Genomic DNA, 15,922 nt, shown 5'->3' with positions numbered 1-15,922 from the left:
CCTAGACATGACTGAAGAACTTAAAGATTATCTGGTACGCGGTACAGCATGGAACGGACAGCTTCGCGTATTTGCCGTCAAGACAACCGGTCTGGTAGAAGAGCTGCGTAAGCGGCATAATACGATGCCGACCACGACGGCAGCGCTTGGACGCACGGCTACGGCAGGCGCGATGATGGGCGCGATGCTGAAGGGCAATGAGAAGCTGACGATTCAAGTGAAAGGTGATGGGCCTGTCGGCCAAATCGTTGTCGATGCCAATGCCAATGGGGAAGTACGCGGTTATGTCGATAACCCGGATGTGCAGCTGCCAAGCAACGCGCTTGGGAAGCTTGACGTGGCAGGCGCTGTCGGCCGTACAGGTTATATCCACATTATCAAGGATCTGGGGCTGAAGGAGCCTTACCGCGGCAGCATTCCGATCGTATCAGGTGAGCTCGCTGAGGATTTCACGTACTACTTCGCGACTTCCGAGCAAACGCCGTCTGTTGTCGGTCTTAGCGTGCTTGTTGATGAATATGGCACGGTCATGAACGCCGGAGGTTTCATCGTACAGGTGTTACCGGGTATCACGGAAGAGAATCTCACGAAGCTGGAACAGGCGATTGCAGCTCTGCCGCCTATTTCCTCCCTGTTTGAACAAGGTGAAACGCCGGAAAGTCTGCTGGGCTTTGTCGTTGGCGACGAAATCCAGCTGATGGATAATGTGAACGTCGTCTTTCAATGCCAATGCTCCATGGAACGTGTAGAACGTACGCTCATCAGCATGGGTGAGCATGAGTTGAAACAGTTAATTGATGAAGACGGACAAGCTGAAGTCGTGTGCCATTTCTGCAACGAGAGCTACGCATTTGACCGCCAGCAGCTTGAAATGCTGCTCGATCAGGCTAAGCCGAAACCGATTCAATAATCGGAGGCCAAGCGATTATGAAGAACGACCGGATGCTGAAGAGCATTGTGCTGATTCAGGCGATCTGTATGATTATTTTAGCTCTCGTGGTGGTGTTCCGGGTACTGCTCCCGCCCAAGGCTGATCCGCAAGCGGCGGTCGATAATTCGCAAGACCAAGAAGGCCCCGCGCCGGCGGAGGAGCCGCTTGCCGCCAAGGTTGGCCATGAGCAGATTACAGCCAAGCAGCTCAGCGATGAGCTGCAACTGCAGTACGGTGATCAGCTGCTGCGTACATTGATGGTGCGCGCCGCTACCCGGCAGGAGGCGGAAGCCTACGGCCTAAGCATTTCGGACACGGAGATGAACGATGAGCTCGAAGCCATGATGACGGGCTATGAGAGTAAGGAACAATATTATGCAACGATGAAAGAGCAGCTCGGCTTAACGCCCGAGGGGATTCGGGAAGATACCGAATACCGGCTGCTGCTTGAGAAAATCGCCGTTCGTTCGGTAGAGGTGACCGAGTCGGAGATTGATGCTTACATAGCAGACAACAAGGAGCAGTTCGCCCCGCGGAAGCAGCTGCATCTGGCTTGGATTGTGCTTGCGACGGAGAAGGATGCCGACGACCTGCTTGAGCAGCTGGAGTCGGGAGAAGATTTTGCCTTAATGGCAAAAAACTACTCGATCGATACCAATACAGCAGATGGCGGCGGGGATTTAGGATTTATTGAAGCGGATGATCCGTTTACGGATGATGCCATTCTGGAGGCGGCCAATCAGCTGTCGGTCGGCGAGGTTACCGGACCCATTGAAGTGGAGCAGGGTCAAGCCATCATTCAGCTGCTCGAAACGCATACGGAAGAAATGCCAAGCGAGAGCCGAGTACGCGATCAAGTGAAGCGAGAGCTGGCTTTATCCAAGCTGAACGGGCTCCGTGAAGTGGAGAATTCGCTGTTGCAGAAATATAACGCGGAAGTGCTGCCAAAACCGTCCGAAGGGTAGAGCTGTAGGCCTTTTGTTCGAAAACTGACTATTGACAACTACTGGGTTTCATTGATAATATGTAAGTAAAACCAACTGATTTAGTCGGAATAAGGAGGAGCACTATTCATGGCTAGAATTGTACAAAGCGTGACCGAACTCATTGGGGATACACCGCTTGTTCGCTTGAACCGTTTGGTACCGGAGGACAGCGCAGAAATTTACGTGAAGCTTGAGTACCAGAATCCGGGCGCGAGCGTTAAGGACCGTATTGCAATCAGCATGATCGAAGTAGCTGAACAGCAAGGTATCCTTAAACCGGGTGATACAATCGTAGAACCAACTAGCGGTAACACAGGGATCGGCCTGGCAATGGTAGCTGCCGCTAAAGGCTATAAAGCAATTCTCGTTATGCCTGAAACAATGAGCGTTGAGCGTCGTAACCTGCTTCGCGCTTACGGTGCTGAGCTGGTGCTTACACCGGGAGCGGAAGGCATGAACGGAGCGGTTCGCCGTGCAGAAGAGCTTCAAGCCGAGAATCCTTCTTACTTCATTCCGCAACAATTCAAGAACCAAGCGAACGTGAAAGTACACCGCGAAACAACAGGTCCTGAGATCGTTGAAGCGATCAACTCGCTTGACGGCAAGCTGGATGCATTCGTTGCGGGTATCGGTACAGGCGGCACGATTTCCGGTGCAGGCGAAGTACTGAAGAAGAACTTCCCGGGCATCAAAGTAGTCGCTGTTGAGCCTGCCGCTTCTCCGCTGCTCTCCGGCGGTAACCCTGGCGGCCACAAAATTCAAGGGATCGGCGCTAACTTCATCCCTGAAATTCTGAATCGCGAGATTTACGACCAAGTCATCACGATTGAGAATGACGAAGCTTTCGAAACAGCTCGCCGTGCAGCGAAAGAAGAAGGTATTCTTTGCGGTATTTCCTCCGGTGCAGCGATCTTCGCAGCGCTGAAGGTGGCGAAAGAGCTCGGTAAAGGCAAACGCGTCGTTGCGATCGTTCCTTCTAACGGCGAACGTTACCTGTCCACGCCGCTGTTCAACTTCGAGAACTAATCCAATTGCAAGCTTACTCATAACAAGAGGGTCCCCTTTCCAAGGGGACCCTTTTTTATTGATAAAACACCCCTTCCAAGGAAAATATAAGAAAACCCTTTGGCTGAAGAGAGGTGTTGCAGCAATGACGACCCCTAAGACCGATGATTGGAATACTTATCACCTTGCACTCCAAGAGAGAACCTACCGCATTGAATGGTTGTCCTCGATGGTAGACCAGCAAGTCATGCAGGAACGCTTCTTGCCTATGCTCCAACTGCATAAGCCCCATTCCAGCGAAGAGATGAAACGGATCTTGCCGATTGCAAATATTGAAATCAAGACCTATATAGATAAGCACCGCTATCTGCTGCAAGGTTATATCAGTGTAACGATTGAGACGGCAGGTGTTGCTCACCCCGATGTCTTATACCTCCCAAGCAAGAAGAACAATTATCGAGGTATCGAGGCTCCCTTGGAAGAGTTTGCGGAATCCGGGCCGATGGAAGCCTTCACGGAATCGCTGGAGTCGAATGTAAACATGATTCGCAGGCGCCTAATGTCCGAGCAGCTCCATATTCGCAATCTTGTTCTCGGCTCCGGCAAGCTTCCGGTAGCCATTCTCAATATGGCTGACAATGTGATGGAAGCCGATCGTTTAACCTACCAAGTCGAACAAGCATCGATCGATCACGCGATAGCGTTGCTCGATATATCTAGTTTTGCCATGCTGCTTCCGAACGGCACGCGTACCTTCTTCTCGCCGTATGATTTTGCAGAGCTGCCTTTGCGTGCGGTACATGCGCTGGAGTCCGGGAAAGTCATTATGCTTATGGAGGGCTCGCGTAAAGCATTGATCGCGCCGACCTCGTTCGAGGATTCGTTTAAGACCGCTTCCGATTTGTTCTCACCTCGCTATTACGTAATGCTCATTCGAATTCTCCGAGTGGCATGCTTTATTATGGCCTTAATGCTGACGCCGCTCTATGTAGCGGTATCCACCTATAACTTTCAGATGTTTCCGAGTAAGATCATTGAAACCTTGTTAGTTTCGCGTTACCGTGTGCCGTTTTCCCCGTTCGTAGAAGCGTTATTTATGGAAATCCTTGTCCTCATTCAACTGGAGGCCGTTACGCGTCTTCCTAACAAGCTTTCGCAAAGCGCAGGGATTGTTGCGGGCATTGTACTTGGAACCGCAGCGGTGGAAGCGGGCATTGTGAGCAACGTTATGCTTGTCCTGGTGTCCATTTCATCCTTGCTGACACTGGCTTCGGCAACGGTTCAGCTGCGCGGCATGCTGTTTTTTCTTAAAGTACCGTCCTTGCTGCTTGCGGTTATGCTGGGACTTCCGGGCATTTGCATGTTCTGGTTTCTGCTGCTGTCCCGATTGTTCGCCGTTCGTTCGCTGGACAAGCCTTTGGCGCTTTTCGGTATTCATCCGTTATCCCGTTATATAAAGGGGAAGGGGTGAACGGAGAATGGGACAGGACCGCATTACGGCGTGGCAGTTCTTCTATATAGCTTGCGGGATTCAGGGAGCCGCCAATTATTATATCGTAACCTGCAAAATCTCCGGTTTTGTAGGCACTTCGAGCTTTATGTATATGCTTGCGATCGCTATCGTCATCGGCATTTTATGCATGCCTTTAGGACAAGCGATGACGGGGAGCAATAACAAAGATTTCGTTGCGAGCCATCTTGCTGCGTTTGGCAAACCGGCTGGCATAGCGCTGCTGATTCTGTTTTTTGCGGCATTGCTTCTGGTTGGAGGCATCATGCTGAATCAGATGGTTTTTCTTCTTGACGACTATCAGACGCCTAACTTCCAGTCTTACTGGGTGATCGTGCTCTTCATGATCTGCGCGATAGTGGCGGCTAAAGGCGGTATCCGCGTCTTTGCGGGGCTCTTCTTCGTTGCTCTTTGTGTGCGCGTGCTGGAATATGTGCTGATCATACTGGGGTCGCTTCCTTATTTTGAAACGCGATCTATTATGCCTCTTTGGAGCGGACAACCGCAGCGGCTGGGAGGCGCAGCCGGAAGCGGAACAGCTTTGTTTAGCGGGATCGAGCTGCTGGTGTTTCTCAAGTTCTATACGAACGGCCTCAAGGCTTCCGCGATCCGTTACGCTTTATGGGCGTCGATTGGCGTGCATAGCGCGTTCACGCTCATGGCATTGTGGTTGTTGCTTGGTGTGTTTGGCATTGAAATTGTGTCTGCGAACATCGTAACGACCGTTGATCTGTATAAAATCATGTCCTTTCCGTTCTTCGAGAGCATCGATCAAGCGGGAGTGAGCTTTCAGCTGTTCCGTCTGCTTCCCATTCTGTCACTGCTGCTCTGGATCGTTTCATCGTTGCTGCGGAAGACAGTGCTGTGCAAATGGCCGGAAATGGTTCATCTGCGCCTATGTACGCTGCTTTTTCTTGCAACGGCGATGACCCTCTGGTTTTTGAGGTGTACGCAGCTCATTCAAAATTGGCAGCCGCTCTTGACGGTGGTTATGGTAGGGGCTTATATCCCTTTATATGGGCTGCTCAGCCGTAAAGGCAATGCATCCGGAAAAGCAATGTCAGTTAAAGAGGGGGGCTAGTGACCATGCCGCGCAAAGGACTGATCGGTATGACGCTGGTGATGATTCTGCTTCTTCCCGGGTGCCATGGCGATTTGCTCGAAAAATTAAGCATTGTTTACGCTATTGGGTATGAGGCGAATGACCAAGCAAAGGATCAAATCTCTGCCACTTATTTGATACCGCTCTATAAGAAAGAAGAGGTGGAGAGCCGGATTGTCCGTACGCAAGGAAGTTCTACCATTGAGACACGAAATCTGGCCGCCCTCAAGACCGGAGGCAAGTTTGTCGATGAGAAGACACAGGTGCTGCTTATTGATCAAGGACTGGCAAAGCAAGGGGTTTTCGGCCGCTTATTAACTTACTACGCAAGTAGGCTGAATTTGCCTGGAAATATATCGCTGACCGTGACGGAGACGTCGCCTTCAAGCCTTCTTGAAATGCCATTGAAGGAAGTTGACCCTGGTACAAGCATTAACAATCTCCTTTCTAAGAACGAGAACCAAGGCGTCATTCCGCCAACCAATTTGTTGACCTTCGTCCGGCAGCATGCAAGCAAAGGCCAAGATCCGTATCTCCCTCTTATACGCAAGGATGGAAGTAAACATGCCCAGTTGGTCGGGATTGCCTTGTTTAAAGACGATCGGTTCGTCCTTTCCTTAAAAGGGTATCGTAATATGCTGCTGTTCTCCTTGCTGCAGCGGTCGGTGATCAATGGCTACTATGACACGGATCAACAAGAGAAGTCGCTTCGCATGCAAATCGAGCATTCACGTGTCAAGTATGCTTGGTCGGCATCCGGTAAATTAATGAAGATACGAATCAAGATTCACGCGACGCTTCTTCCGATCAACACAAGCCCGCTGGATAAGGCTTCACCGAGTGAAACGGAGCAAATGAAAAAGAAGGCAGAACAGGCGATCGAGCAACAGATCAGTAAGCTAATCGGACAATTGCAGCGAAGCAATATCGATCCGATCGGGTTGGGGGCTATCGCGAGATCCCAGGATCGGCATTGGAAAGCGGACGCGTGGGATAAGCTGTATCCAATGCTGAAGGTTCAGACAACAGTGAAGGTGAATTTCGATTCGGAACGCAGATAGCTTCCGCACTAAGCCAAATGGATCACGAACCTCCTTTTCTTTTTCCCACAATTTCGGTATACTAGCTTGCAAACAAAGAGAGCGCGCAATGGCTGCGAATGGCTCTTTCGATCGGATAGGAAGTGAGGGGCTGCGATAATGGAACGTACAGCCTTTAAGGATTGGTTGATTTGGCAGCAAGAGGGCTTTACATCGCTGCCATTGCTTACGAAACGCCCGCTTAGAGGCGGTGAGGGGCGTCCGGCCTCTTGGGAAGGGGCTTGGAGAGAGGCTTCGCCGCATTCATTCGTGCTGGAGAGCGGCAAGGATGGCCGTTATACCTACCTCGGCCTTAACCCTGCATCCGTCATTCGGGGGAAAGGGAATGAAGCGGAAGCGATCGAATATAGGGATGGTCGCGTAACGGCGTATTCGGAGAAACCGCTCGAAGCGGTGCGCAGCTGGATGGGCGGACGCAAGGCGCCGCGGGTTCCGGGAGCGCCAAAGTGGACGGGAGGCTGTGCAGGCTTCTGGAGCTATGATGTCATTCGCTCCATCGAGCGCATTCCCGTACAGGCAGCGGATGACCTGGGACTGCCCGATTACTTGTTTATGCGGATGGACGAGCTGTGGATCGTGGATCATCAAGAGGGGCAGCTTTACTTCGCGGCACATACTGCTCTTACGGGACAAGAAACGAAGGATCAGCTGGAAGGCTTGTACGAAGCAGCCTGCATTCGTGCCGATCGCATGGCGGAACAGTGGTCCGCTTTCGCAGGGGGAGAAGCCGCTGCTGCGGCAGAAGCGCTTCGAGCAGCGCGCACTCATTTTATGGAAGATGGTTCGCTGCAAATCGACTTGGAGGCGCTTAGCGGGATAACGTCCCCTTTTGCCAAGGAAGCCTTCAAAGCGGCTGTGGAGCGGATTCGAAGCTACATCGCGGCAGGGGATGTCTTTCAGGTTAATCTCTCCCAGCGTCAAAGCCGTACGATTCAATCGAGTCCGGAAGAGCTCTACGAATGGCTGAGACTGTTCAACCCTTCGCCGTATATGGGCTTCCTGAATTGTCCGGATTTTCAGCTCGTGTCGGCTTCGCCGGAGCTGCTGGTGGAACTCTCGGATGGCAAGCTGGCTACGCGTCCCATTGCGGGTACACGCCGCCGCGGGCACACGGAAGAAGAAGACCGCCTAATGGCCGAGGAGCTTCGGAGCAACGAGAAAGAACGGGCAGAGCATATCATGCTTGTCGATCTGGAGCGCAATGATCTCGGTCGTATATCGGCCTATGGCTCGGTTCATGTTGCGGAGCTCATGGTGATCGAATATTACAGTCACGTCATGCATCTGGTCTCCCAAGTCGAAGGCCGCATTGCCTCAGGCAAGGATGCTTACGATGTCATTGGAGCAACCTTCCCCGGTGGTACAATCACGGGCGCGCCTAAGATCCGTACGATGGAAATCATCGAGGAGCTGGAGCCAACGCGGAGGGGACCGTACACTGGATCGCTCGGATGGATTGACTACAACGGAGATATGGAATTTAATATTATTATAAGAACGATGTCGGTGAAGGATGAGGTCGTCCACATTCAAGCCGGAGCGGGGATCGTCATCGATTCCGATCCGGAGCGTGAATACCGCGAATCACTGAGCAAGGCCAAAGCACTGTGGAAGGCGATCGAGTACAGCGAGCAGTGGGCAGAAGCAAGCCGCGCGCGGCTGTAATCCAAAGGGGGAAACGCAAATGATATTGGTCATCGATAACTACGACTCATTTACGTACAATTTGGTTCAGTACTTGGGAGAGCTGGGCGAGGAGATCGTCGTGAAACGCAATGACGAGATCGGGCTGGAGGATATTGCGGCCCTTGCGCCGGATCATATTCTGATTTCGCCGGGACCGTGCAGTCCGAACGAAGCGGGAATCAGCCTTGCTCTTATTGAGCGTTTTAAGGGAGTCATTCCGATCTTCGGCGTATGTCTGGGCCATCAAGCGATCGGACAAGCATTCGGAGGAGACGTTGTTCGTGCAGAGAAGCTGATGCATGGCAAAACCTCGCAGATTCATCACGACGGCCGCACGATATTCGAAGGTATTCCTTCCCCATATACGGCGACGCGTTATCATTCCTTGATCGTGAAGAAAGAGACGCTTCCGGAGTGCCTGGAAATCAGCGCGGAGACGGAAGAAGGCGAGATCATGGGACTGCGTCACAAAGAGTATCTCATTGAAGGCGTTCAATTCCATCCGGAGTCGATCATCACCGAGAACGGACTGAAGCTGCTTCGTAATTTCCTGAACATGCGGGCAGGCGCGGTACGATGAAGATTGGATGGAATGGCAGCATCAAGCTACAGGAAGAGGCCGTGATCTCGGTATACGATCACGGTTTTTTATATGGAATGGGTCTCTTCGAGACCTTTCGCACCTATGGCGGCGGTAAGCCGTATTTGCTGGAGCGGCACTTGAAGCGATTGGCGGCCGGATGTGAATCAATCGGCGTCCGGTACAAGCCGGATCAAAGCGAACTGACGAACTGGCTCCGCGAGCTGATGGCCGCTAACGAGCTGGAAGAAGCGTATGTTCGACTGACGGTTACCGCAGGGGAAGGTGTGCTCGGTCTGCCCTCGGGCGACTATGAAGCGCCCAATGTGCTGCTGCTCGTGAAAGCACTGCCTGCTCCTAACGAAGCGCTTTACCGAATTGGCCGCGAGCTCGCGTTGCTGCGGACTCGGAGGAATACCCCGGAAGGCGAAGTGCGTTTGAAATCGCTGCATTATATGAATAATATAATTGCAAAGCGGGAATTGGCGGCGACTGCCGGCGTTGCTCCGGGAGCAGAAGGGCTTATGCTGACGCGGGAAGGCTGGCTGTCCGAAGGCATTGTCAGCAATCTGTTCTTCGCTCGCGCAGGTCGGGTATTCACGCCTGCGATAGAGACCGGAATCTTGCCGGGCATTACGCGGCAGCGCGTGATCGAGCTGGCTCGGGAAGCGGGACTAGCCGTGGAAGAAGGATTTTATACGTGGACAGAGCTGCTGGAGGCGGAAGAAGTATGGGTAACCAACTCGATTCAAGAGCTTGTACCTGTTTCTGCCCTAAGAGATGAAGAAGGCCGCAGCACCGAGGTCGGGAGCGGACAAGCCGGCTCCATGACATTGAAGCTGCTGGCTGCCTATCGGGAGGATACGAAGTCATGAAAGCATGTATAACAGAAGACACCGTGAAACAGTGGCCTTTCCGGCGGAGCTACGATCTTGCAGACGGCAGCGTGAAACTTACACTTGGTACACGAACTCTCATTATGGGTATTTTGAATATGACTCCGGATTCCTTCTCTGATGGGGGACGCTACAACGAAGTAGAGGCAGCTGTTCGCCATGCCGAGCAAATGGTTGCAGATGGCGCGGATATCATTGATATCGGCGGCGAATCGACTCGACCCGGATTCGAGCCTGTGCCATTAGAGGAGGAGCTGAAGCGGGTCATCCCCGTCATTAAGGCGATTCGAGCAGCACTGCCGACCATTCCGCTCTCTATCGATACTTATAAAGCCGAGACAGCAGATCAGGCGTTGCGGGCGGGAGCCCATATCATCAACGATATATGGGGACTTAAAGGTGAGGCGCGAATGGCTGAAGTTGCTGCGGCGCACTGCTGTCCCGTCATTATCAGTCATAATCGGCACGCGAGAGACTATTCCGATTTGGTCGCTGACGTCGTAGCTGATTTGCGCGAAAGCATCGCAATAGCGAGGAACGCAGGCGTGTCGGAAGAGTTGATCTGGCTCGATCCGGGGATAGGATTTGCTAAGACCTATGAGGATAATCTCGCGCTAATGAGTAAGCTTGATCAAGTAGTGGCCGAAGGTTACCCGGTGCTGCTTGGCACCTCGCGCAAGAAGTTTATCCGCGATGTGCTGCAATTAAATTCGAATGAAATTACGTTTGGAACGGCGGCCACGACCGCGCTTGGTATTATGCAGGGCTGTCAGATCGTCCGCGTGCACGATATTCGCGAGAATAAGCAGACCGCATTAATGAGCGACGCCATTGTCTATCCGCGCACGAAGTCGATATAGAAAGAAAATTGTCGAAGAATGGGGAATGCAACATGGACAAAATGACCTTAAAAGGGATGCGGTTCTTCGGATTTCACGGGGTTTTTCCGGAAGAAAACAGGCTCGGCCAGCAATTCTATGTCGATTTGTCCCTTCAGATGGACTTATCTCAGGCTGCCAGAACCGACGACCTTGAACATACGATTAACTATGCCGAAATTCATGCACGGGTGAAGTCCATTGTTGAAGGACCGCCGTTTAAACTGATTGAGGCGCTCGCGGGTCACGTTGCATCAGCCGTCCTCGACGCTTATACTAGTGTAAATGAAGTGACGGTGTCCGTAACGAAGCCGAACCCGCCATTTGAAATCTTTTTCGACGGCGTGACGGTGGAACTTTGCAGAAAGCGGGATGACTATGGAACCCAACAGCCCGCAAGGCATTAAAGATCTGAATCTCACCGCGCAGGCCCATGAGGCTGAAGCTTATATTGCATTAGGCGCTAATGTTGGCGATCGTCAGCAGCAGCTCCGGGACGCACTTCATTTGCTGGACAGCCATCCTGCCATTACGGTTGTTCGCGCTTCGGCAATTTACGAAACCGACCCGGTCGGGTATACCGATCAGCCGGCTTTTCTGAATATGGCTGCCGCTCTGCGAACCTCGCTTGAACCACATGATCTCTTGCATGCGATGCTCGCGATGGAGCAGCAGCTGGGGAGAAAGCGTGATATTCGCTGGGGGCCACGGACCATCGATTTGGATTTGCTTTTATATGAAGGTGTTACGCTTGCGGAAGAGGAGCTTACACTGCCGCATCCTCGTATGATGGAGCGTGCGTTTGTGTTGGTGCCTCTTAGTGATGTACTGGCAGAGGAGCATTCATTGCAGAAGCAAGTGAAAGAAATCGCAAAGCAAGCGCTACAAGACAGAGGGGAAGGAATCGCGCTATGGAATACGATCAATTGGCCGGGCGCGTCCGCGCATTCCGAAAGCTAAAGGGCTACACGCAGCAGGAACTGGCTGCCAAGCTTAGCGTTTCTGTTGCCGTGTTGGGATCGCTTGAGCGTGGAACGCGCAAGCCGGATCCTAAGCTGCTGGAGCGAATTTCGGAAACACTCGGTATCAGCTACAGCGAACTGACCGCCGATTTTAAATGAGCGTTACCGCTGGTTTGATTAATTGTTTTTAACTCAGAAGGGAGTCTGGACGTCCATGCTTAAAATCGGAAACATCGAGATGAAGAACCAAGTCGTGCTGGCGCCGATGGCAGGTGTGTGCAACCCGGCATTCCGACTGATAGCCAAAGAATTCGGCACCGGTCTGGTATGCGCCGAAATGGTCAGCGACAAAGCCATCCTGCACGGCAATAAGCGTACGCTGGAAATGCTGTATGTAGATGAACGGGAGAAGCCGCTTAGTCTGCAAATTTTTGGTGGTGACCGCGAATCGCTGGTGGAGGCAGCCAAAGTTGTCGACAAGCAAACGAACGCCGATATTATCGACATCAATATGGGCTGCCCTGTGCCTAAAGTCACAAAATGCGACGCAGGTGCCAGATGGCTGCTCGACTCCAACAAAATCTATGAAATGGTGTCGGCTGTTGTCGAAGCTGTCGATAAACCGGTAACGGTGAAAATGCGGATCGGTTGGGACAGCGAGCATGTATTTGCCGTTGAGAATGCACAAGCCGTTGAGCGAGCGGGCGGCAAAGCAGTCAGCGTTCATGGCCGTACAAGGGAGCAATTGTATACCGGTAAGGCCAATTGGGATATTATAAAGGATGTTAAGCAATCCGTATCCATTCCCGTTATTGGTAATGGCGACGTGTTCTCCCCGGAGGACGCACGCAAAATGCTTGACCATACCGGCTGCGATGGCGTCATGATTGGCCGCGGCGCACTCGGTAATCCGTGGATGCTGTATCGGACGATCCAATATCTCCAGTCGGGAGAGCTTCTTCCGGATCCAACGCCGCGCGAGAAGCTGGACGTCGCCATTTTGCATATGGATCGTCTTGTTAAGCTGAAAGGCGAGTCAACAGCCGTTCGCGAGATGCGCAAGCATTTGGCATGGTATCTCAAAGGGATCCCGGGGGCGGCACGCGTTAAAGATGTCATCATGGAAGAAACGACACGCGACAACATGGTGCAGATTTTGGGCCAGTATGTCGAGTCATTAGGCGCGCTGAGCGAAGAGCCAACAGCATCCATCACACCTTCCACTTCGCCGGAAGAAGCCGTATATCACTAATCCAAGCGCAAAGGAGCTCGCAAGCGAGCGCCTTTGCGTTTCGTGGAGTTAAGCGATTACATTTGCTGATTGGCTTTCGTTGACATATAGGGGAACTTGAAATATAATCTTCCAATAACAAACCGTCCGCCTGGTTTATGACTGGTAATTCTCATTCCTGCGCGGTGTCATCAAGGGCATGATGCGTAATATATTAAGTAACAGTGATTCATACACGGTATGAAAAAATGCCACACGACAGGAGAATTGTAACATGAGTGATAAAGAGATTATCCTTACCCAAGACGGGCTTAAGAAGTTGGAAGATGAATTGGAAAACTTGAAGTCCGTCAAACGTCGTGAAGTTGCTGAACGGATCAAAGTGGCTATCGGCTATGGCGATATCAGTGAGAACTCGGAGTATGAGGACGCCAAGAACGAACAGGCGTTTATCGAAGGACGGGTTATCACACTTGAGAAAATGCTTCGTAATGCCCGTATTATCAATAACGATGAAATCAATATCGATACCGTGAGCATCGGCTCCATTGTAACGGTTGAAGATTTGGAATTCGGTGATACGATGGAATATGCGATTGTGGGCACTGCAGAGTCCGATCCGCTTAAGAATAAAATTTCTAATGAAAGCCCGGTTGGCAAAGCTATTCTTGGTAAGAACAAAGGCACGATCGTAGAAGTAAGCGTACCAGCCGGCATCATTCAATATAAAATCGTTGATATCAAAAAATAAACCGGGCATGCCTTTTGAGAAAGCTTCCTTGAGGAAGCTTTTTTCATCATTGTGGAGCAGGAATCTGCTGCTTTGCACTGGTCGGGCTCATAGGGCAGCGACTGAACCGTCCTGCCTTTCTGGTACAACAAGGAGATGAATCGTGGTGGAGCAAGGAACGCAAGAACAAGAATTAAGCGAGCTTCTGCAAATTCGCAGAGACAAGCTGGACGAGCTCCGCGGATTGGGCATTGACCCTTTCGGCGGCAAATTTGAACGGACTCATCATGCTAAGAACATCGTAGATACGTACGAAGAGGTAAGCAAGGAAGATCTCGAAGCTCAGGCTGTCGAGGTTACCGTTGCGGGCCGCATCATGCAGAAACGCGGAATGGGCAAAGCGAGCTTTGCACATATTCAAGATTTAAGCGGCAAAATCCAAATATACGCGCGCAAAGATACCGTCGAGGAAGCTCAGTATCAAGCATTCGATCTTCTGGATCTTGGCGATATTATTGGCGTTCGCGGGGTTGTCTTCAAAACAAACACAGGCGAAACCTCTATTAAAGCAAAAGAAATTACGGTGCTATCCAAATCGCTTCTGCCGCTTCCGGAGAAATATCACGGCCTCAAAGACGTTGAGCTGCGTTACCGTCAGCGTTATGTGGATTTGATCGTGAATCCGGAAGTACAGCAAACGTTTATCTTGCGCTCCCGTATTATTCAATCCATGCGTCGTTACCTGGATGCGCAGGGTTACTTGGAAGTGGAAACGCCAACCCTGCATTCCATTGCCGGCGGTGCTGCGGCACGTCCGTTCATCACTCATCACAATGCGCTGGACATGCAGCTTTACATGCGTATCGCAATTGAGCTTCATCTGAAGCGTCTAATTGTCGGCGGCATGGAGAAAGTGTACGAAATCGGCCGCGTTTACCGGAACGAAGGCATTTCGACACGCCATAACCCTGAATTTACAATGATCGAGCTTTATGAGGCCTATGCCGATTATAAAGATATTATGGCCCTGACAGAGGCGGTTATTGCGCATATCGCGCAAGAAGTGCTGGGTACCACGAAGATTATGTATCAGGGTACTGAGGTGGATCTGACGCCGGCTTGGCGCCGCGTGTCGATGGTTGATTTGGTCAAAGAAGTGACAGGTGTCGACTTCGGTCAGCAAATGACAGACGAAGAAGCGCATGCACATGCCAAAACGCACAATGTGAAGGTTGAACCGCATATGACATTCGGTCATATCCTTAACGCGTTCTTCGAAGAGTTCTGTGAGCATACGTTGATTCAGCCTACATTTGTAACCGGTCATCCGGTAGCGATCTCCCCGCTTGCGAAGAAGAACGATCTCGATCCACGTTTCACGGATCGTTTCGAACTGTTTATCGTGGCGCGTGAGCACGCGAATGCCTTTACGGAGTTGAATGATCCAATCGATCAACGTCAACGCTTTGAGTCGCAGCTGCTGGAGAAAGAGCAAGGCAACGACGAAGCGCATGAAATGGATGAGGACTTCATCCGCGCGCTGGAATACGGCATGCCGCCTACCGGTGGTCTTGGTATCGGGATTGACCGCCTCGTTATGCTGCTGACAGATGCACCTTCTATAAGAGACGTACTGTTGTTCCCGCTTATGCGTGAACGTGCGGGCGAATAATTCATACCTACGGAACCGCCAAGGAGTTAGCAGCCTTGGCGGTTTTCTTTATGGTGATGTTCGAGGGAATAGGGTTCCAAAAAGAAATTGAAAAAAGTTTAAAAAAAGGGTTGCAATGTAGTTATGGGCTATGATATATTAATCAAGTCGCCGCTGAGACACGGGCGAATGAGCAACAAAACATGAAGTATTTGTTCTTTGAAAACTGAACAATGAGCGACCAGTCAAATGGTCATAAATCGCAGAATTAACGTTCTGCAAGCTAGTATTTTGAATGAGCTAACAAGCGAATTCATAAACGGTCTTCGGACCACTTTTATGGAGAGTTTGATCCTGGCTCAGGACGAACGCTGGCGGCGTGCCTAATACATGCAAGTCGAGCGGAGTTATTCCTTCGGGGATAGCTTAGCGGCGGACGGGTGAGTAACACGTAGGCAACCTGCCTGTAAGACCGGGATAACATTCGGAAACGAATGCTAATACCGGATATGCAATTCGGCTGCATGGCTGAATTGGGAAAGACGGCGCAAGCTGTCACTTACAGATGGGCCTGCGGTGCATTAGCTAGTTGGTGGGGTAACGGCTCACCAAGGCGACGATGCATAGCCGACCTGAGAGGGTGATCGGCCACACTGGGACTGAGACACGGCCCA

16 protein-coding genes and 1 rRNA gene are annotated in these 15,922 nt (G+C 51.5%); all 17 read left to right on the top strand.

Annotation, left to right across the window (positions count from 1 at the left end; translation table 11 throughout):
* Positions 1–7: 7 nt before the first annotated feature.
* Positions 8–910 (top strand): Hsp33 family molecular chaperone HslO, encoded by a 903-nt coding sequence (gene hslO / locus I8J30_RS31565; protein ID WP_210664332.1) that lies wholly within the window; start codon positions 8–10, stop codon positions 908–910.
* Between the two features lie 17 nt (positions 911–927).
* Complete coding sequence (locus I8J30_RS31560; protein WP_210664331.1) at positions 928–1,896, top strand: peptidylprolyl isomerase; 969 nt, start codon at positions 928–930, stop codon at positions 1,894–1,896.
* Positions 1,897–2,004: 108 nt separating this feature from the next.
* Complete coding sequence (gene cysK / locus I8J30_RS31555) at positions 2,005–2,943, top strand: cysteine synthase A (protein WP_210664330.1); 939 nt, start codon at positions 2,005–2,007, stop codon at positions 2,941–2,943.
* 124 nt (positions 2,944–3,067) lie between these two features.
* Positions 3,068–4,393: a spore germination protein gene (locus I8J30_RS31550; RefSeq protein ID WP_210664329.1), complete on the top strand. Its 1,326-nt coding sequence runs from the start codon at positions 3,068–3,070 to the stop codon at positions 4,391–4,393.
* A gap of 7 nt (positions 4,394–4,400) precedes the next feature.
* Positions 4,401–5,513: a GerAB/ArcD/ProY family transporter gene (locus tag I8J30_RS31545; RefSeq protein ID WP_210664328.1), complete on the top strand. Its 1,113-nt coding sequence runs from the start codon at positions 4,401–4,403 to the stop codon at positions 5,511–5,513.
* Positions 5,514–5,518: 5 nt separating this feature from the next.
* Complete coding sequence (locus I8J30_RS31540) at positions 5,519–6,595, top strand: Ger(x)C family spore germination protein (protein WP_210664327.1); 1,077 nt, start codon at positions 5,519–5,521, stop codon at positions 6,593–6,595.
* Positions 6,596–6,733: 138 nt separating this feature from the next.
* Complete coding sequence (locus I8J30_RS31535) at positions 6,734–8,299, top strand: anthranilate synthase component I family protein (RefSeq protein WP_210664326.1); 1,566 nt, start codon at positions 6,734–6,736, stop codon at positions 8,297–8,299.
* Between the two features lie 19 nt (positions 8,300–8,318).
* Positions 8,319–8,900 carry an aminodeoxychorismate/anthranilate synthase component II gene (gene pabA, locus I8J30_RS31530; protein ID WP_210664325.1) on the top strand — a complete coding sequence of 194 codons (582 nt, stop codon included), beginning with the start codon at positions 8,319–8,321 and terminating at the stop codon, positions 8,898–8,900.
* Positions 8,897–9,775, top strand: coding sequence for an aminotransferase class IV (locus tag I8J30_RS31525; protein ID WP_210664324.1), 879 nt, complete (start codon positions 8,897–8,899; stop codon positions 9,773–9,775). The genes pabA and I8J30_RS31525 overlap by 4 nt, the downstream gene beginning before the upstream one ends.
* Positions 9,772–10,656, top strand: coding sequence for a dihydropteroate synthase (folP, locus tag I8J30_RS31520; protein ID WP_210664323.1), 885 nt, complete (start codon positions 9,772–9,774; stop codon positions 10,654–10,656). Before I8J30_RS31525 ends, folP begins: the two co-directional genes overlap by 4 nt.
* Positions 10,657–10,688: 32 nt before the next feature.
* Complete coding sequence (gene folB / locus I8J30_RS31515; RefSeq protein ID WP_210664322.1) at positions 10,689–11,081, top strand: dihydroneopterin aldolase; 393 nt, start codon at positions 10,689–10,691, stop codon at positions 11,079–11,081.
* Positions 11,053–11,634, top strand: coding sequence for a 2-amino-4-hydroxy-6-hydroxymethyldihydropteridine diphosphokinase (gene folK / locus I8J30_RS31510; RefSeq protein ID WP_210664321.1), 582 nt, complete (start codon positions 11,053–11,055; stop codon positions 11,632–11,634). Before folB ends, folK begins: the two co-directional genes overlap by 29 nt.
* On the top strand, positions 11,586–11,795 hold the full coding sequence (locus I8J30_RS31505; protein WP_210664320.1) for a helix-turn-helix domain-containing protein: 210 nt from the start codon (positions 11,586–11,588) through the stop codon (positions 11,793–11,795). Before folK ends, I8J30_RS31505 begins: the two co-directional genes overlap by 49 nt.
* Before the next feature lie 55 nt (positions 11,796–11,850).
* Positions 11,851–12,888, top strand: a complete 1,038-nt coding sequence (gene dusB / locus I8J30_RS31500; protein WP_210664319.1) for a tRNA dihydrouridine synthase DusB — start codon at positions 11,851–11,853, stop codon at positions 12,886–12,888.
* 253 nt (positions 12,889–13,141) lie between these two features.
* Entirely contained in the window at positions 13,142–13,618 is a 477-nt protein-coding gene (greA, locus tag I8J30_RS31495; RefSeq protein WP_210664318.1) for a transcription elongation factor GreA, read from the top strand.
* 142 nt (positions 13,619–13,760) lie between these two features.
* Entirely contained in the window at positions 13,761–15,269 is a 1,509-nt protein-coding gene (lysS, locus tag I8J30_RS31490; RefSeq protein WP_177246165.1) for a lysine--tRNA ligase, read from the top strand.
* Between the two features lie 315 nt (positions 15,270–15,584).
* A 16S ribosomal RNA gene (locus I8J30_RS31485) occupies positions 15,585–15,922 on the top strand; the annotation flags it as partial.

It is taken from the genome of Paenibacillus lignilyticus (assembly GCF_017942085.1).
In the GTDB taxonomy this organism is placed as follows: Bacteria; Bacillota; Bacilli; order Paenibacillales; family Paenibacillaceae; genus Paenibacillus_Z; species Paenibacillus_Z lignilyticus.
Note: the sequence above shows the minus strand (reverse complement) of the source record. Positions and strands in the feature narration are given on the sequence as shown.